At 34.9% G+C, this 19,531-nt stretch carries 16 protein-coding genes; 13 read left to right on the forward strand and 3 right to left on the reverse strand.

The window, feature by feature from the left end:
- Nucleotides 1-37 precede the first annotated feature (37 nt).
- Nucleotides 38-433 carry a YxeA family protein gene (locus FM121_RS08195; protein WP_086951682.1) on the forward strand — a complete coding sequence of 132 codons (396 nt, stop codon included), beginning with the start codon at nucleotides 38-40 and terminating at the stop codon, nucleotides 431-433.
- Nucleotides 434-509: 76 nt separating this feature from the next.
- On the opposite strand, the gene FM121_RS08200 is transcribed toward FM121_RS08195, so the two are convergent.
- The 3 genes from FM121_RS08200 to FM121_RS08210 form a co-directional block, all read right to left on the reverse strand.
- Complete coding sequence (locus FM121_RS08200; protein WP_086951683.1) at nucleotides 510-1,880, reverse strand: L,D-transpeptidase family protein; 1,371 nt, start codon at nucleotides 1,878-1,880, stop codon at nucleotides 510-512.
- 144 nt (nucleotides 1,881-2,024) lie between these two features.
- On the reverse strand, nucleotides 2,025-2,879 hold the full coding sequence (locus FM121_RS08205) for a polysaccharide deacetylase family protein (protein ID WP_086951684.1): 855 nt from the start codon (nucleotides 2,877-2,879) through the stop codon (nucleotides 2,025-2,027).
- 230 nt (nucleotides 2,880-3,109) lie between these two features.
- The gene (locus FM121_RS08210) at nucleotides 3,110-4,075 is read right to left on the reverse strand and encodes an L-lactate dehydrogenase (protein ID WP_086951685.1); all 966 of its coding nucleotides are present in this window, start codon (nucleotides 4,073-4,075) and stop codon (nucleotides 3,110-3,112) included.
- A gap of 235 nt (nucleotides 4,076-4,310) precedes the next feature.
- Between FM121_RS08210 and pth the strand changes: the two genes are divergently transcribed.
- The 12 genes from pth (at nucleotide 4,311) to lysS (ending at nucleotide 19,063) form a co-directional block, all read left to right on the forward strand.
- Complete coding sequence (gene pth, locus FM121_RS08215) at nucleotides 4,311-4,880, forward strand: aminoacyl-tRNA hydrolase (protein ID WP_086951686.1); 570 nt, start codon at nucleotides 4,311-4,313, stop codon at nucleotides 4,878-4,880.
- A 15-nt stretch (nucleotides 4,881-4,895) separates the two neighbouring features.
- Nucleotides 4,896-8,438 (forward strand): transcription-repair coupling factor, encoded by a 3,543-nt coding sequence (mfd, locus tag FM121_RS08220; protein WP_086951687.1) that lies wholly within the window; start codon nucleotides 4,896-4,898, stop codon nucleotides 8,436-8,438.
- Nucleotides 8,439-8,447: 9 nt separating this feature from the next.
- Entirely contained in the window at nucleotides 8,448-10,025 is a 1,578-nt protein-coding gene (locus FM121_RS08225) for a putative polysaccharide biosynthesis protein (protein WP_086951688.1), read from the forward strand.
- A gap of 14 nt (nucleotides 10,026-10,039) precedes the next feature.
- The gene (locus tag FM121_RS08230) at nucleotides 10,040-10,315 is read left to right on the forward strand and encodes an RNA-binding S4 domain-containing protein (RefSeq protein WP_086951689.1); all 276 of its coding nucleotides are present in this window, start codon (nucleotides 10,040-10,042) and stop codon (nucleotides 10,313-10,315) included.
- Between the two features lie 71 nt (nucleotides 10,316-10,386).
- Nucleotides 10,387-10,785, forward strand: a complete 399-nt coding sequence (locus tag FM121_RS08235; protein WP_179203829.1) for an FtsB family cell division protein — start codon at nucleotides 10,387-10,389, stop codon at nucleotides 10,783-10,785.
- 41 nt (nucleotides 10,786-10,826) lie between these two features.
- Complete coding sequence (locus FM121_RS08240) at nucleotides 10,827-11,315, forward strand: S1 domain-containing RNA-binding protein (protein WP_086951691.1); 489 nt, start codon at nucleotides 10,827-10,829, stop codon at nucleotides 11,313-11,315.
- A 61-nt stretch (nucleotides 11,316-11,376) separates the two neighbouring features.
- A complete protein-coding gene (tilS, locus tag FM121_RS08245) occupies nucleotides 11,377-12,774 on the forward strand; it encodes a tRNA lysidine(34) synthetase TilS (protein WP_086951692.1) in 1,398 nt (465 codons plus the stop codon).
- Nucleotides 12,775-12,792: 18 nt separating this feature from the next.
- Nucleotides 12,793-13,338: a hypoxanthine phosphoribosyltransferase gene (gene hpt / locus FM121_RS08250; RefSeq protein WP_086951693.1), complete on the forward strand. Its 546-nt coding sequence runs from the start codon at nucleotides 12,793-12,795 to the stop codon at nucleotides 13,336-13,338.
- Between the two features lie 79 nt (nucleotides 13,339-13,417).
- The gene (gene ftsH / locus FM121_RS08255) at nucleotides 13,418-15,466 is read left to right on the forward strand and encodes an ATP-dependent zinc metalloprotease FtsH (RefSeq protein ID WP_086951694.1); all 2,049 of its coding nucleotides are present in this window, start codon (nucleotides 13,418-13,420) and stop codon (nucleotides 15,464-15,466) included.
- A gap of 108 nt (nucleotides 15,467-15,574) precedes the next feature.
- On the forward strand, nucleotides 15,575-16,462 hold the full coding sequence (gene hslO, locus FM121_RS08260; protein WP_086951695.1) for an Hsp33 family molecular chaperone HslO: 888 nt from the start codon (nucleotides 15,575-15,577) through the stop codon (nucleotides 16,460-16,462).
- 15 nt (nucleotides 16,463-16,477) lie between these two features.
- Nucleotides 16,478-17,467, forward strand: a complete 990-nt coding sequence (gene dusB, locus FM121_RS08265) for a tRNA dihydrouridine synthase DusB (protein WP_086951696.1) — start codon at nucleotides 16,478-16,480, stop codon at nucleotides 17,465-17,467.
- A gap of 132 nt (nucleotides 17,468-17,599) precedes the next feature.
- Nucleotides 17,600-19,063 (forward strand): lysine--tRNA ligase, encoded by a 1,464-nt coding sequence (lysS, locus tag FM121_RS08270; protein WP_373385076.1) that lies wholly within the window; start codon nucleotides 17,600-17,602, stop codon nucleotides 19,061-19,063.
- Nucleotides 19,064-19,531: the final 468 nt, after the last annotated feature.

Raw genomic sequence — 19,531 nt, forward strand, 5'->3', positions numbered from 1 at the left:
GAATTATCAAATAGAAATAAAGACTGGAGAAATAAAAATGAAAAAATTTATATTAAGTATATTAATTATTGGTGGGATTATTATTGGAGGGCCAATTTTGGGGTCTAAATTAACAGAAGGACAAGTTTCTACTCAAAATAATGATTTAGGACAAGTTTTTGACCGTTTTAATTTAACTATTAAAAAAGAACCATCTTACGTAGTGACAAATAATAAATTCGGCACAAAGCAAGAACCAGGTGGTTATTTATATACACAAAAAGCAATCAGTGAAAGTGGCAAAAGTTATGATTTAACGTACTATACTCCTGGAGAGTTGAGAGAGAATGCTATTCTTAAGCTGGACACTAAGGGGCGTTTTGTAGAGACTTGGGAAGAAGTCCAGAAAGAAGACGTTCCTAAGAATGTTTTAGAGAAATTAAAAGCTAGTTAATTAAAAAGTGATGCTTATGAGAAAAACTTTCTCAATAAGCATCACTTTTAATTTGAATAGATAATAAAACTAGAGTTTAAAAGATAACAACTGGCACACCAACATCGATCATATCGTACAATTTAGCACACACGCTAGGCGGTGTGTTGATACAACCATGGGAACCGACTGTTAGATAAGAATCTCCACCATATGAATTTGGATTTTGCCATGATGAATCGTGGATTCCAACGCCTGTCCAATCAATAGGCATCCAATAATCAACAGGACTTGGTATTTCACCACCACGTAGTATTTGATCTCTCTGTTTATTCCAAACATAGAACATACCAGGTGGTGTTGGGGTACTTGGTTTACCAGTAATAACAGGCGTTTCAAGAGCAACAGCCCCGTCTTTGTAGTACCACATATGTTGTGCTTGGAGGTCGACTTCAATATAGGTATTGCTGACTAAAGGTCCTCCAGGAGTACCGCTACCAACAGCCGCAGGTACACGACCGTTGAAGTCTTTTCCAGCTAGGATAGCTTCTGTTAAACCAGCAACCTCACTGTCGGTTGCAATTGTCCAACTCAAAGCGCCAGAAGGAACAGAAACTTCGCCACGTTTTGTACTTTTGAACTTAGAAGCATTGGTACTTGTATTATAAGTTGCTCCGAGCTCTTCTACATATTTTCTAACTTCATCTTCTTTTAAATCAATTTTACCGTCTTGGTAAACAATCCAAGAAGCTACTTTTTCTTTTGGGATAGCAACATCTTGCCCATTAATGCTATATGAACCATTAATTTCTGCAATTTGATTAATTGTATCCATTTCTTTTTTTAGAGCTTCATCTGTAGCTAAAATAGTAGGTTTAGCAAGATACTTTGTTAATTCGATTTCTGCAGCACCCTTAGTTAAATCTTTTTTGGCTGCTTTAATAAAGGCTGCTTCATCAATTGAGTCTCCTTGAACTTCAGGAATAATTTGGAATTTGCCATCTTTATGCTCAACAGATGCATTGGTTGTTTTTGTTCTTGATTTATTGAATGTTTCGAGTTCTTTGTTAACAGCAACTAAAGCCGTATCGACCGCTTTTTGATTATAGCCTTTAGAAATTAATTCACCTTTTTCAGGCGTTTTAATATAAGACATAAACCATAGCCATGAATTTTGGTCACTCATCGCTTTAGAGACAGTAGTATCAAGATCATACTCCATACCTAAATCTTTTTTAGGAATAACTTTCCACTCTTTGCCATCGTTAAGGACAGTAAAACTTTCAGCATCTACACTTGTTTGTAATTTTTCTTTGGCATCCTTTTCAGATAAATTACTGATATCAGTATTGCCAATGGTTGTTTTTGGCAAAAATTGACTTTGAAAACGAATCGATTGATAGCAGTAGCCAATCACTAGGACTAATATTATCAACAAAGGAACCAATAGCCATTTTTTCTTGTTCATGCAAGAACTCCCTTATCACTTTTTTTGTAACAATATTGTAACATATAGGAAGATAAATACAAGTAGATTTGCTTATGTACAGAAAGTATTAAGAATTAACTATATAAAAAAGAATCGATCAGATAAAAAATGATCGATTCTTCATTATTTCACTACTCTTGCGTCATTTGCTCCATAATAATTAAGTGGTTCTTTAGGTTGATTCAAGAGTGCATCTACTGTGACAAAATTATATCCCTGTTGAGTAAGGTTATCAATAATAGTTGGAACTGCATTAATTGTTTCAGTGTAAATATCATGCATAAGAATAATCGAACCAGGTTGTGTTGTTTGTGTCACTTGATTGATAATCATTTGCGTATTTTTAGTTGACCAGTCTTTTGAATCTACAGACCATTCAATAAGTGGTCGATTTGCGATTTTTGCTACTAGTGGATTAGCTGCTCCGTAGGGTGGTCGAATATATTTAAAGGATTCTTTAAATAGTTTAGTTGATTTTTGATCCATCTCTTCAACGTCTTGCTTTAGCATTTTTTCATTCATTTGGCTTAAATTATGATGATACATTGAATGACTTCCAATGATATGCCCCTCATCCTTCATCCTTTTGAGTAAATCTTCATTGCCATCTATGTTTTGACCAAGAATAAAGAAAGTTGCTTTAATTCCTTTTTGACTTAAGATATCTAGTAGTTTACTGGTTGTTTCTCGTTTAGGTCCATCGTCAAAAGTGAGAGCAATCGATTGTTCATTGACGGCTTCTTCTAATTTTTCTTCTTTTGTTGTTTCAGAGGTTTCAGTTGACTGTATGCTAGATTCAGTTATTGTGGACGTACTTATTTTTGTTTTTTCAATTGATGAAGTTGAAGTAGCAACAGTTTCATATGTAATCGACTTGTTTTTTTCAGCATCCTTGGCTAATGATTTCCAAAGAAAAATACTCATCAAAATAAGCTCAATGATAAAGAAAGCAATTAAGTACTTAATATATTTTTTCATGAGACCTCCTATTGGATAAAATATCTATTATTATTTAAAAATTTAACACGATGTCTATTCTAGAATAGATAAGATATTTATTCAATCAAAAACTAAAAGATAGTTTGATGATATTTGCACAGAATAACTTACTTATTAGGAACTAAGCCAAAAAACATATAAATATATATTCTAAAAAAGGAGCTAAAAAAGAAGAGGCTGACATTGGAATCAGCCTCTTCTTTTTAATATTAATTGCCTAATTCATTAAAGGCATCATCCATAATTTCTTTCAACTTCTTAGCAGAGTAATCAAATTTTTCTTGCTCAGCGTCAGTTAGTGGAATTTCAATCACATCGTGAACCCCAGTCCGGTTAATAACAGCAGGCGCACCAATAAAGATATCACTTAATCCGTAATGACCGTCTAAATAAACAGATAATGGTAAGACTGCATTTTCGTCATTAAGAATAGCTTTAGTAATACGAGCTAAAGAAACAGCAATACCATAAAATGTTGCTCCTTTTTTCTCAATAATTGTATAAGCAGCATCTCTAACTTTGAAGAATAAATTAACTAGTTCCTCTTCATCAACATCTGGATGGTCTTTGACCCATTCATAGATTTGTAGACCAGCAATGTTAGCGTGAGACCAAACTGGGAATTCCGTATCTCCATGCTCACCTAAAATATAACCATGGACATTTCTTGCATCAACACCAACGAGTTCAGCGATAGCTTGACGGTAACGAGCAGAATCAAGAGATGTTCCACTACCAATGATTTTATGTTGAGGAAATCCTGAAAACTTCCAAGTGGCGTAGGTTAGGATGTCTACGGGATTTGTTGCGACAAGAAAGATTCCGTTAAAACCTGAATCAACAATATTCTTCACAATATCTTGGAATATTTTTAAGTTTTTATTAACTAAATCAAGTCGTGTTTCGCCTGGTTTTTGAGCAGCGCCAGCAGTGATCACGACGATATCAGCATCGTGACAGTCTGAATACTGAGCTGCATAGATTTTTTTAGGTGAAGTAAAAGCGAGGGCGTGAGATAAGTCAATGGCGTCTCCTTCAGCTTTATTTGTGTCTATATCAATAATTCCAATCTCTTGAGCAATATTTTGAGTTACTAAGGCAAAAGTGTAGCTAGAGCCAACAGCACCATTACCGATAACAATAATTTTTTGGTGAGTAAATGTTTGAATTGTCATACAAAAATCTCCTTTGTGATGATCTTATTAGGTGTCAATTATATCATTCAAAAAAATGAATGTCATTTTGAAAGCATTATGAAAAAAGTAAAACGGGAACAAGAGTTTAAATATTAATCAATATTTATGGGGATATTAGGGAAATATGTTATAATTATTGAGAATCTGGACACTTTTAAGTGTGCGGATATTTTCTTGTTAGATATATATTATTAAAATAATGGAGGAAATAACCATGAAATTAATCGTCGGCTTAGGTAATCCAGGAAGTAAATACCGTGAAACAAAACATAATATTGGCTTTATCACATTAGATGAAATTGCTTTTCAAGAAAAAATTTCTTTTAAAAAACATCAATTTGAAGCTGATATTGCAGAGTTTTTTATCAATGGTGAAAAGATTGTTTTAGCAAAACCCCAGACTTTTATGAATGAATCAGGACGCTCAGTTCGTCCGTTAATGACGTATTATAATATATCGGAAGAGGATCTTTTAGTGATTTATGATGATCTAGATTTACCGATTGGTCGCATTCGTTTACGTCAAAAAGGAAGTGCTGGCGGTCATAACGGAATTAAAAGTATTATTTCACATTTAGGAACTCAAGAATTTAACCGAATAAAAGTTGGGATTGATCGTCCTAAAGCCGGTCAAGAAGTTGTCAACTACGTATTAGGTAGCTTTCCAAAGGCTACCCATGATGATATGTTGCAATCAGTCCAAAGTGCAGCTAAAGCGTCACTTTATTGGGCGAGTGGTCATGATTTTGTCGATACGATGAATCATTATAATTTAAAAAAGTAAGAAAGAAGGCAGACAATGTATTTAAATAAAGCACTTGTTGGTCGACTAAATCAAAGTGATAAAATAAATGAATGGCAAGAGCAACTTGTTAAGGAGTCAGCACAGTTGATAACAGGGTTAGCAGGTTCGGCAAAATCACTAACGATTTCAACTCTACTTGCTAAAAAGAAAAAGATATTAGTCGTTACCCCCAATTTATACTATGCCAATAAACTAGTAGATGATCTTCAACATATAATAGAAGAAAAGTATCTACATTTTTTCCCAGTAGATGAAGTCACAGCTGTTGAAATGTCCTTTTCATCACCAGAGGCATTATCTGATCGAATCAATGCGCTTAATTTTTTAGCCAGTAACAATCCGGGGATTTTAGTCACACCTTTAGCCGGTTTAAGACGTTTCTTACCTAATCCTAAAGTTTGGAAAGAGCAAACAATTATTTTGGAAAAAGAAGGAACAGTGGACTTAACTAAATTACCTGAATCTCTTGTTTTATTAGGCTACGAGAGACAACAGATGATAGGGAAACCAGGTGAATTCAGTGTTAGGGGAAGTATTATAGATATCTATCCTTTAACGAGTGATTATCCTGTTCGAATTGATTTATTTGATGATGAAATTGAATCTTTACGCTTATTTGATGCAGATACGCAACGATCTATTAAAGAAATTGATCAGATAATGATTTCACCAGCAATGGATACGCCGATAACAAAAGAACAATTAGTATTAGGTGCTGAGAAAATTCAAAAATTAATGGAAACCAAACTTTCTTTAATGGCACCAAGTGAGGAAAAAGAACAAGTAGCAGCTTATTTCGAATCAATTATTAGTGAATGGAGTCAAGGTCATCCAACAGATGAGGTCAAAATATACGGTGATTTATTGTTTGATAAAAAACATTATCTAACCAACTATTTAAAACCTTCTGATTTTATTATGATTGATGATTATAGTCGAATGGTCGAAAGTGAACGAGAAATTCTTCGTGAAGAAGGCGAGTGGATTACACTTAAATTAGAAGAAGGTGTGTTTTTTGAAGACCATACTTTAGGTGGAGATTTTAGAAGTATTTTGAAAGAAGCTAAACAAGGTAAAACTTACTTTTCACTTTTCCAAAAAGGGATGGGGAATCTGCGCTTTTCAGCGATTCATCCTTTCGAGTATCGAACCATGCAGCAATTTTTTGGACAAATGCCACTTTTAAAAACGGAAATGGACCGTTGGAAAAAACAGAATCAAAGTGTGATAGTTCTTGCTGAAAATGAAGAAAGAACGCAAAAAGTTGAAGCACTGTTAATGGATTTTGAAATTCCAGCTGTTGTTAATAATAGTGAAAAATTAATTCCAGGAGAAATTCAAATTCAAACAGGTTCTTTGGCTTCAGGCTTTGAATTACCAGAAGAAAAATTAGTGGTACTAGTGGAAAAAGAAATACTCCATACTCAAACTAAAAAACGAGCTAGAAAACAAACAATATCTAATGCGGAACGTTTAAAGAGTTACAATGAATTAAAACCTGGCGATTATGTTGTTCATGCTAATCATGGGATTGGTAAATACATTGGAATGGAAACGCTTCTTAGTGGTGGAATCCATCAAGATTACATGACAATTCTTTATAAGAATAATGATAAACTATTTATACCTGTAACCCAACTGGATTTGATTCAAAAATATGTTGCCTCTGAATCTAAAACACCTCGAGTGAATAAGCTTGGTGGTAGCGAATGGGTAAAAACAAAAAATAAAGTTTCAGCTAAAGTCGAAGATATTGCAGATGATTTAATTCAACTCTATGCGGAACGAGAAGCTCAAAAAGGGTATGCTTTTGGACCAGATGATGATTATCAAATGGAATTTGAAGGTAACTTCCCTTACACCGAAACAGATGACCAACTTAGAAGTATTCAGGAAATTAAACAAGACATGGAAAAAGAACGTCCAATGGATCGTTTACTTGTAGGAGATGTTGGGTATGGTAAGACAGAAGTTGCCATTCGTGCTGCTTTTAAAGCTGTTAGAGATGGAAAACAGGTAGCGATTTTAGTACCAACCACGATTTTAGCGCAACAACACTATGAAACAATGCGAGACCGATTTGCTAATTTTCCAGTGAACGTTGGTTTAATGAGCCGGTTTAGAACGAAAAAACAACAAAATGAAACAGCTGATAAATTGAAAAAAGGTCAAATAGATATTGTTGTTGGAACACATCGTATTTTATCTAAAGATGTGGAATTTATGGATATTGGTTTAGTAGTCGTTGATGAGGAACAGCGTTTTGGTGTGAAGCATAAGGAAAGATTAAAACAATTAAAGTCACAAGTTGATGTTCTTACATTAACAGCAACGCCGATTCCTAGGACGCTGCATATGTCCATGCTTGGTGTCCGTGATTTATCAGTTATCGAAACACCACCGGCTAACCGTTATCCCGTTCAAACCTATGTGATGGAAAAGAATCCTGGTGCTATTAGAGAAGCATGTGAGCGCGAGATTGCTCGTGGCGGTCAGATTTTTTATCTTTATAATCGTGTGGATACTATTGAGCAAAAAGTAGATGAATTACGAGCGATGTTACCAGATGCAAGAATTAGTTATGCTCACGGTCAAATGACTGAAGTTCAATTAGAGAACGTCTTAATGGAGTTTATCAACGGAGATTATGATATTTTAGTTACGACGACAATCATTGAAACTGGGGTTGATATTCCCAATGTCAACACTTTGTTTGTTGAAAATGCTGATTACATGGGCTTGTCTCAGTTATATCAATTAAGAGGTCGGGTTGGTCGTAGTAATCGTGTCGCGTATTCTTATTTTATGTACGAACCACAAAAAGTATTAAATGAAGTAAGTGAAAAACGACTACAGGCTATCAAAGATTTTACTGAGTTAGGTTCAGGTTTTAAGATTGCTATGCGAGATCTGTCCATTCGTGGTGCTGGTAATTTGTTAGGTGCACAACAACATGGCTTTATTGACTCTGTTGGTTTTGACATGTACACACAAATGCTGACTGAAGCAGTTAATCGAAAACAAGGAATGGAAAGTAAAGACACTAAAACAGTAACAGAACTTGATTTAGGGATTGATGCGTATATTCCAACTGACTATATTGAGGATGAACGACAAAAAATTGAAATATACAAACGTATCAGACAACTGGATAATCAAGAAATGTTTGATGAGCTAGAGGCTGACTTACTAGACCGTTTTGGAGAGTATCCTGATGAAGTGGCAAATCTTTTAACAGTTGGTTTGATTAAAATGAATAGTGAGTTTGCTTTGGTTGAAAAAATTAAGAAAGAACAATTAACAGTCCATGTCTGTTTATCTAAAGAAGGAACGAATGCGTATAACATTGAGCAAGTATTTAAAGCTTTGTCAGCAACGACACTTAAAGCAGAACTTAATTCTGATGATAAATTAGTAATACAGCTAAAACTGGTAAAACAAACATCTAAAGTTTTTTGGTTACAAGAACTATCTCAATTTATCGCTGCTTTAAGAGAAGAAAAATATGTAAAAAAAGAGCAGAAAGATAATAAATAGGTGAACTGTATGGGAGATAAAACAATAGAAAAAAGCATGATGCAAGGAGCGGTAGTGCTAATTGTAACATCTTTTATTGTTAAAATATTAAGTGCTGTCTACCGTGTACCATTTCAAAATTTGGTCGGTGATGAGGGTTTTTATGTATACCAGCAAGTCTATCCAATTTATGGTATAGCGATGACCCTTTCGTTATCTGGGTTACCAGTTTATCTATCCAAATTACTGGCAGCTAAAGAAACACAAGAAGAACAAGCTAAAGTGATTAATTATTTCTTTTTAACCGTAAGTGTTTTATCACTAATTGGTTTTGTGATCTTATATTTTGGGTCAACTCTGCTAGCAAATGCAATGGGGGATCTATCTCTAGCCCCGTTAATCAAAATGGTCTCTTTAATTTTTCTATTAGTGCCTTTCTTATCAACTTACCGTGGCTTCTATCAAGGTCAAATGGAAATGAAGCCAACTGCCTTTTCCCAATTATTAGAGCAAGGTAGTCGAGTCACAGTTATTTTAGTTGCAGGTTATTTATTTATGGTGAACGAATGGTCGGTTTATAAAATGGGAACAATTGCTACAGGTGGTGCACTCATTGGTGGCATTAGTGCATTAGCTATCCTTTATTTCTATGGAAGAAAAAATAAAAATGCACCCAAGATTAGTAGAAGTGAACTCAAAGGAATCGCTCATTTTTCGAAACGATTAATTATCGAAGGTGGAACTTTATGTTTTTTTAGCGCTTACTTAGTTATTTTTCAATTAGTTGATTCCTTCACAGTGAAACAATATTTAGTCTTCAATGGTTTTGATGAAACTAGTGCTAAAGTAGCTAAAGGTGTGTTTGATCGTGGACAGCCGTTAGTTCAATTAGGTTTGGTAGTCGCAGTGAGTATGACGGCCACTTTCTTACCTACTTTAACGAAATACTACGTCACACGTCAAAAAGAAAAATATCAAGAAACGGTTCAATCCTATTTAAAAGTATCAGCAGCAATTGCTAGTGCAGCTTCTGTGGGTCTTGCTCTAGTTTTGCCTTATACAAATAAAGCGTTGTTCAGTGATAATAGTGGAGAAACTGCATTGGTTCTATTTATGTTTTCGATTTTTTTTGTATCAATGATCCAAAGCTACCAAACGATTTATCAAAGCCAAAGTTTAATGAGATATCAGTTTGTGGCAGCTTTGATGGGCTTATTTACTAAAATAATTTTTACCCCAACATTAACCTATTATTTTAATACAGAAGGTGCTAGTATTAGTACTATACTAGGTTTAGGTGTTTGTTTCTTAGTGTTACATTGCTATTTAATTAGACAACAAAATAAGATTAGATTATCAAAACAATACATAGTCAAACTACTTATAAGTTTAACGTCAATGAGCAGCCTGTTAATTGTTTACCGTTTGGTACTAGAGCAGCTATCTTGGCTAGAATACGGCCGTTTAGGAAGTTTAATGTTGACATTAATAGGTGTTGCCGTTGGATTTACCATTTATATGGCATGTGTCATTCAAAGTCGTTTGTTTACAAAAAGTGAATGGGAAATGTTACCGTTTGGAAAAAAAGTTATCAACTATTTTTATTAAATGAGGTGAAAAATATGCGTTTAGATAAATACTTAAAAGTATCACGTATTATTAAAAGAAGAACAGTTGCAAAAGAAATTGCGGATAAAGGACGAATTCAAGTGAATGGTCAAATTGCGAAATCATCAACATCTATTAAAATAGGAGATGTTATCAAGATTTTATTTGGCAATAAGACATTAGAGGTTCGGGTTTTAGATTTAAAAGATACAACAAAAAAAGAAGAAGCAAAAGATTTGTATGAAATTATGAGTGAAACACGAGAAACGAGTTATGAAAGTTTAGATTAGCATTAGACATTGAGAACATGACTTGGTATAATATATGCATCTTTAATTTAAAAGAATGGAGTTCTAAAAGTATGAAGAAAGACCGTAAATTGTTAACGTACAATAAAGATCAAAGTCAGGGTCTTACTATGAAGTCGATGCAAAAAGACCAACGTACCATGATTTTTAGACGCCGTAGATTAGGAATTATGTTCGCTTCTGCTTTATTAATGTTTTCATTAATTGGCTTCAATCTTTTTAGGAATAGCCAACATTTATTGACCTTAAAAGAAAGTCGTGGTCAAGTTGAAAAAGAATATAAGGGAGTAGCAAAAGAGAAAAAAAATCTTGAACGTGAAGTAGACTTATTAAATGACACTGAATACGTTGAGAAAATAGCTCGTGCGAAGTACTTTTATTCAAAAGAGGGAGAACAAGTTTACAGTATCCCGGATTTAAACAGCTCTACCCAAACTAGTGGTAACAAATAATAATAAATATTTTTGAAGGCTCAAGGAGGAAAAAATTTTTTATGTCAATTGAAGTAGGGGTAAAATTACCTGGAAAAATTTCAGGAATTACCAATTTTGGTGCATTCGTTGATTTGGGAGAAGGCAAAACAGGGTTGGTTCACATCAGTGAAGTATCAAATAGTTTTGTAAAAGACATCAACGATGTTTTAACTGTCGGTGATGAAGTAGAAGTAAAAGTAATGTCTATTGGAGACGATGGAAAGATTGGTTTGTCAATCAAACGTACAAACGAAGAGGAACGTCCTGTTAGAGAACGCGCTCCTAAAAAAGATTTTTCTAAGCGTCCAAGCAGTAATTACAATCGCTCTGACCGACCTGAAAGATCAAATAGTAGTAGCTATGGCCGTAAACCAGCAGCGCAGGTTCCAAAGAAAGAAGGCTTCGATAACTTAATGAGCTCATTCTTAAAAGATAGTGATGAAAGATTAAGTTCAATCAAAAGTAATACTGAAGGCAAACGTGGCGGCCGTGGCGGTCGACGTAGTTAATAATAAACAGGCTGACTAATAAAATAGGTCGGCCTTTTTATTTTTTAAAGGGTGTGAGAAAATGTTAGAAAAAAATTTCTATCAACAAGTTTTAAAAAAAAAATGGTGGCAACCAAAAGAAAAAATACTTGTAGGTGTTTCAGGTGGAGTTGATTCTATGGTTTTGCTCTACTTACTAAGCAATCTACCAGAAGAATTACGTCCAGACATTGTTGTGGCACATATCAACCATCAATTAAGAGAAATATCCGTAGAAGAAGAAGCTTTTGTGATGAAATATTGTATGGAAGCTAATCTACCGATTTTTACTACAAGTTGGCTTGAAGGAAAAACGATAAAAGGAAATATTGAACAAGAAGCACGTGATTTTCGTTATAATTTTTTCAATGAAATTATGGAAAAAAAACAAATTAAAAAAATAATAACAGGGCATCACAAAAACGACCAAGCTGAAACAGTGTTAATGCGTCTAATTAATGGTGGTCGTATTCAAACAATGACAGGAATTCAAGAGACGAGACCTTTTTTTAATAATAAAGTCATCAGACCACTTCTTTCAATTGAAAAAAAAGAACTTTATGCTTATGCTAAGGAAAAAAATATACCTTTCTATGAGGATGAAACCAATAACCAAATGGACTATACACGTAATCGCTTAAGAAAAAAAATAATTCCTGATTTAGTGGAAGAAAACGAGCAATTTTTAGAACATTTATTATGGTTTAAAGAAGAATTAGCTATTAATCTATCATTAGTAGAAGAATTGATACGCCCTAAATTTAATCAGTGTATCACTTTTTCAGAAGATTATTGGCGAATAGATTTACCTATATACTATACGTATTCTTCAAAGGAGCAACATATTATTTTAGATTTTTTGGTGTCGGACTGTCAAAATAAAAAAGGTTTAATTTTGAATAGAAAGCAACAAGCGCAATTAGAGCAAAATATAGTGGGCACAAAACCTAACTTAGATTATCCGCTAAAAGGAAATTGGTACTTTAAGAAAAGTTACGCCAAATGCTTTATTTATCAAAAAAAAGCAAAAGAAATAGTCACAGAAAAAGTTGATATAACTTTAAATAGTGGTGCGTTCTTATCTTCAAAAGAATGGGTTGGTTTTTTTGAAATAGGCAAAGAAGAAATACCAAAAGAAATTATGACTTGGAACTACGCAGAAATGGTTTATTCGGAATTACTTAGTGAAAAAGTAGCAGTTAGAAAACCGTTACCTGGTGATCGCTTGCTATTAAACGAAAAAGGGCATAAAAAAAAGGTTTCTCGTTACTTTATAGATGAAAAAATAAGTGTCTATGAAAGGGAAGAAGCTTGGGTTGTTCAAGATCAAGCAGAAATTGTAAAATGGTTAGTTCCTTTTAGGGAAAGTTATTTGAGTATTCGAGATGAAACTGCTAAAATACAGTATAAGCTTGTCTACTATTATAAAAAAGACAAGTAAGTTTGGAAGGAGATCCTGATGTTAGAAAAAGATATAGAAAAAACATTTTATTCACAAGAACAAATCCAAGATCGCATAAAAGTTTTAGGTGCAGCAATTAGTGAGGATTATGCGGATAAAAACCCACTTGTAGTTGGTGTTCTAAAAGGCGCAGTTCCGTTTTTAGCAGACTTAGTTCGTTCAATGAACATACATATGGAAATGGATTTTATGGATGTATCTAGTTATGGAAATGCAACTGTTTCTTCAGGTGAGGTTCGTATTCTGAAAGATTTAAGCACAGTTGTTGAGGGCCGTCATCTTATCATCGTTGAAGATATTATTGATAGCGGTCGTACCTTAAGATATTTAGTTGATTTATTAAAACATCGTAAAGCAGCTTCAGTGAAAATTGTGACAATGCTTGATAAACCAGAAGGTCGTGTTGTAGATATGGAAGCTGATTATATTGGCTTTGAAGTGCCTAATGAATTTGTTGTAGGCTATGGTTTAGACTATGCAGAAGATTACCGTAACTTACCGTATATCGGTATTTTAAAACCTGAGATTTATGAAAATAATTAATATCATGAGGTCTTTTTTTGTGATATAATTACAACTTAGCAATTAAAAACTTAAAACTAAATATATAAGGAGGCCATGTATGAATAATAAGAAGAATTCAGGGATGAAAAATTCACTTTATTATATCATTGTTTTCTTATCAATGATTATGATCGTGTATTTCTTCTTTGGAAAAGGCGGAGAGCAATCCCCTAATATTAATTATTCAACATTTTACGAGCAATTAAAAGATCAAAAAGTGAAAGAGTTCTCAGTTCAACCATCAAATGGTGTTTATAAAATAACTGGTGAATATTTTGAAGAACAGAAAGTAACAGATGCAGGTGGATTACCAGTATTTGGTAAGTCTAAAGTCAAATCAACAAAATTCATGACAACAGTTTTACCAAATGACTCAACAATGAGTGATATTAGTAAAGCTGCTAGAGAATCGAAGTCAAAATTTGATATTAAAGAACAATCAAGTAGTGGTATTTGGGTTCAACTATTATTTAGTTTCTTGCCATTAATTTTCATGGTGTTCTTGATCTATATGATGATGGGTCAAGGTGGCCAAGGTGGCGGCAATGGACGTGTTATGAATTTTGGTAAAACAAAAACAAAAGAAACTGATAAAAAATCAATCACGGTTCGTTTTTCTGATGTAGCTGGTGCTGAAGAAGAAAAACAAGAATTAGTTGAAGTGGTTGAATTCTTGAAAGATCCACGTCGTTTTGCAGAACTCGGTGCACGTATTCCTGCTGGTGTTCTTTTAGAGGGACCTCCAGGGACAGGTAAAACATTATTAGCTAAAGCAGTAGCTGGAGAAGCTGGCGTACCATTCTTCTCAATTTCAGGTTCTGACTTTGTTGAAATGTTTGTCGGTGTTGGTGCAAGTCGTGTTCGTGATTTATTCGAAAATGCGAAGAAGACAGCTCCTGCGATTATCTTTATTGATGAGATTGATGCAGTCGGTCGTCAACGTGGTGCTGGTATGGGTGGAGGACACGATGAGCGTGAACAAACACTTAACCAATTACTTGTTGAGATGGATGGATTCAATGGTAATGAAGGTGTTATCGTTATAGCAGCGACTAACCGTTCTGATGTACTCGATCCAGCGTTACTTCGTCCAGGTCGTTTTGACCGTCAGATTTTAGTCGGTGTCCCAGACGTTAAAGGTCGTGAGCAAATCTTAAAAGTTCACTCACGTAACAAACCTTTAGCTGGAGATGTGGATTTAAAGGTAGTGGCGCAACAAACACCAGGATTTGCTGGGGCAGATTTAGAAAACGTCCTAAACGAAGCAGCTTTAGTAGCGGCTCGTCGTAACAAGAAAAAAATCGACGCAACTGATATTGATGAAGCACAAGACCGCGTAATTGCTGGTCCTGCTAAGAAAAATAAAGTGATTAGTAAACGTCAACGTGAAATGGTAGCTTACCATGAAGCGGGACACACAATCTGTGGGTTGGTTTTAGATGATGCTAATATCGTTCATAAAGTAACGATTGTTCCTCGTGGACGCGCTGGTGGTTATATGATTTCTTTACCTAAAGAAGATCAATTCTTGATTACTAAAAACGAAATGTTTGAACGTATCGTTGGTCTTTTAGGTGGACGTGTCGCTGAAGAAATCGTCTTTGGTGTTCAATCAACAGGCGCAAGTAATGACTTTGAACAAGCAACAAGCTTAGCTCGTTCAATGGTTACTGAATATGGTATGAGTGATTTACTTGGACCTGTTCAATATGAAGGAAACCATCAAGTCTTTGTCGGTCGTGACTATGGTCAAACCAAAGCTTACTCAGAACAAGTGGCTTTCCAAATTGATGAAGAAGTCCGCAGTATCTTAAAACGTGGACACGCTAAAGCAGTTGAAATTATTGAAGCTCACCGTGAGCAACATAAATTAATTGCGGAATCATTATTAGAGTTTGAAACGTTAAATGCCAAAGAAATTACTTCATTGTTTGAAGACGGTGTGATGCCATCTAAAGAACAATCTGAAGAATTTCCAAGTGAAAAAGATGGTTCTTTTGAAGAAGCCAAAGAAGCGTTAGAAAGAAAAGACGCGGACAAGCAACAGGAAGAAAAATCAATTCATGAAGAAACATCTACAGAAGAAGCGGGCACTGATAACGAGTAAAATCGTTTTGCAGATTTAATTAAATAAGTTATGATAAGTGGGATATACGAAAGTGTAGCCCACTTTTCTATTGTAGAAAGACTTATATAAAGTAAAGGAAGATAAGATATGACAGATTATTTAGTAAAAGCATTGGCTTTTAATGGCGAAATTCGTGCGATGGCAGTTAGAACAACAGGTGTCGTAACAGAAGCCCAAGAATTACATGATACGTGGCGTGCGGCAACCGCAGCTTTAGGTCGTACATTAACAGGAACTTTGCTTCTTGGTGCGATGCATAAAAATGATGAAAAATTAACCGTTAAAATTCAAGCAGATGGCCCAATTGGAGCAATCGTTGTAGATACAGATAGTAAAGGTAATGTTAAAGGATACGTTCAAAATCCAGAAGTTAATTTAGCGCCTAATGCTTTAGGGAAAATTGATGTTCGTGGTGCGGTTGGTACAAACGGAACTTTCAGCGTGGTAAAAGATTTAGGTCTTAAAGAAGCGGTTACAGGTCAAGTACCGATTGTATCAGGTGAAATAGCAGAAGATTTTACTTATTATTTAGCCAATTCAGAACAAGTACCATCAGCAGTTGGTCTAAGTGTTTTAGTCGACAATACAGCAGATGATTGCGTCAAAGCAGCTGGGGGTTTTATGATTCAAGTGATGCCTGGTGCCAGTGAAGCAACCTTGGTTGAAATCGAAAAACGTTTAGCAGACATTCCCCAAGTATCTACATTATTAGACCAAGGCGAAACGCCAGAAAAAATCTTAGAACGCTTATTAGGTGAAGAAAATGTTGAAATTTTAGAGACAACACCTGTCCAGTTTCATTGTGACTGTTCCAAAGAACGTTTTGCATCAGCGATCATTACATTAGGCGAAAGTGAATTAACGCAAATGATTGAAGAAGATGAAGGGGCAGAGGCTGTTTGTCACTTCTGTGGTAAAAAATACAATTACGACGCGGCTGAATTAACCGTCTTAAGAGATGAAGCCATTAAATAAGGAGGAACGCGACTAGTGTGGAAAATAGGTAACGTTGAAATCCCTAATCGTGTGGTTGTCGCTCCAATGGCTGGGATTAGTAATTCAGCCTTTAGATTAACCGTAAAAGAATTTGGCGCAGGATTAGTTGTTTGCGAGATGATTAGTGATAAAGGAATTCAACAAAGAAACAAGAAAACATTAGATATGTTACATATCGAAAAAGAAGAGCACCCGTTAAGTTTACAAATATTTGGTGGCAACAAAGAAAATTTAGTCGAAGCAGCTCAATTTGTAGAAGCTAACACAACAGCGGATATCATTGATATTAATATGGGATGTCCTGTCAGCAAGATTATTAAAGCTGAAGCGGGGGCTAGATGGCTGCTTGATCCTAATAAAGTCTATGAAATGGTGGAAGCTGTCTCAAGTGCCGTTGATATTCCTGTGACAGTAAAAATGCGTATCGGCTGGGATGATGAACATGTCTTTGCAGTCGAAAATGCGAAAGCCGCCCAAGCAGCAGGAGCTTCAGCGGTTGCAATGCATGGACGAACAAGAGTCCAGATGTATGAGGGCAAGGCAAACTGGGACGTTTTAAAAGAAGTGAAGCAACATTTAACGATTCCTTTTATGGGGAATGGTGATGTTAGAACCCCAGAAGACGCTAAACGTATGTTGGAGTATGTTGGTTGTGATGGTGTCATGATCGGGCGCGCAGCATTAGGTAATCCATGGATGATTTACCGGACGAAGCATTACCTTGAAACAGGTGAGTTACTAGAAGAGCCGTCACCAACAGAAAAAATCGCCACAGCGAAACTTCATTTAGATCGTTTAGTTAAATTAAAAGGTGAGAAAATAGCCTCACTAGAATTTCGTCAACACGCAGCGTATTATTTAAAAGGCGCACCAAGAGCAGCTAAAGCAAAATTAGCAATCAATAAAGCGCAAACGCAGCAAGAAATGAACGATATTTTAGATGAGTATGTGGCAAATTTAATTGCAAAAGGACTTGCATGTTAATAATTCAGACAAAAAGGCAAATAGACTTGCCTTTTTTTCGTTTTTTGTGGCATTATAGTAGGGAGCAGATTGTCAAAAAAATAGTCTATAGGAGGAAGTAACGTGACAAAAGAAATCCAAGGTCATGAAGAGATGAATGATCAATTAATCGTACGTAGAGAAAAAATGGCGGAGTTACGGGAAAAGGGACTAGATCCATTTGGTACTCGCTTTGAACGTACTACTAATTCAAAAGAACTTCATGAAACATATGACAAACATACAAAAGAAGAATTACAAGAATTAGGTTTAACAGCGACAGTAGCAGGACGTATGATGACCAAACGTGGTAAAGGTAAAGTTGGCTTCGCCCATTTACAAGACCGTGAAGGCCAAATCCAAATCTATGTCAGAAAAGATGCTGTTGGTGAAGAAGAGTATGATTTATTCAAACAAGCTGACTTAGGTGACTTTATCGGTGTAACTGGTGAAGTGATGAAGACAGACATGGGTGAAGTAACAATCAAACCAACAACCCTAACATTCTTAACAAAAGCACTCCGTCCATTACCAGACAAATATCATGGTTTAACAAATGTTGAGCAAAAATATCGCCAACGTTACTTAGATTTAACAAGTAACCGCGAAAGTTTTGACAAATTTGTTAAACGTAGCGAAATTATTCGTGAAGTCCGTAATTACTTAAATACAAATGGCTATTTAGAAGTAGAAACACCAACTTTACATAATATTGCTGGTGGAGCAGCGGCTCGCCCGTTTACCACTCACCATAACGCACTAGATATGGAATTATATTTACGTATTGCGTTAGAGTTACATTTAAAACGATTAATCGTTGGTGGTATGGAAAAAGTGTATGAAATTGGTCGCGTCTTTAGAAATGAAGGAATTGATACAACACATAATCCAGAATTCACGATGTTAGAAGTCTATACAGCGTATACTGATTACAAAGATATTATGAACCTAACAGAAGGTATTATTACGACTGCCGCACAAAACGTTTTAGGAACATTACAAATTAAGTATGGTGAATTAGACGTAAACTTAGAAGGTCCATGGAAGAGAATTCATATGGTTGATGCCATCAAAGAACAATCTGGAGTTGATTTTTGGAAAGAAATGACAGATGAAGAAGCACGAGCTATTGCTAAAGAACATGGTATCGAATTAGGTGAGCATATGGATTACGGTCATGTGGTTAATGAATTCTTCGAGAAGTATGTCGAAGAAACATTAATTCAACCAACATTTATTTACGGACACCCAACTTCAATTTCACCATTAGCTAAGAAAAATGTAGAGGATGATCGCTTCACAGATCGTTTCGAAGTATTTATAGTAGGAAAAGAATATGGTAATGCCTTTACAGAGTTAAATGATCCAATCGATCAAAGAGAACGTTTTGAAGCACAAATGAAAGAAAAAGATTTAGGAAACGATGAAGCACAAGGAATTGATGAAGACTTTATTGAAGCTTTAGAGTACGGAATGCCTCCAACAGGTGGTCTAGGAATCGGGATTGACCGCTTAGTAATGTTGTTAACTAACTCTCAATCAATCAGAGATGTTCTATTATTTCCAACAATGAGATAAAAAAGGAGATTTTTTTCTCCTTTTTTTTTATTGTTTTTTTTAAAAGAAAGGGCTTTAATAGGTAGTTCCAAGTTAATTGCATGTGAAAAACCTTTGTGAAGACTATGATGATTGTTTTATGCAGTAAAACACGAACAAATTACCATTTTTTTTTATCAACGTGTGTGAAGTAAGTTTTAAAAAAAGTGTTGACGGAACACTAAAAACTTGGTATATTAATACATGTCGCTGAGATAGATAAAAAACAAATCGAAAGATAGTTTTTGTTTCAGGAAGATAAGTTTGTTGTTTATATATAAAGATTCTTGATGAATTTTTTTAAAAAATAAATAACAAATTAAATAAAAAAAGTGTTGACAAACACTTGATAACTTGATATGATATAAAAGTTGTTAAGACAACACAGAATAGACCTTTGAAAACTAAACAAAGTAAGACAAACCAAATGTGTAGGGCGTTTCTACTTAG

Source organism: Vagococcus fluvialis bH819 (genome assembly GCF_900163795.1).
GTDB classification, from domain to species: domain Bacteria; phylum Bacillota; class Bacilli; order Lactobacillales; family Vagococcaceae; genus Vagococcus; species Vagococcus fluvialis_A.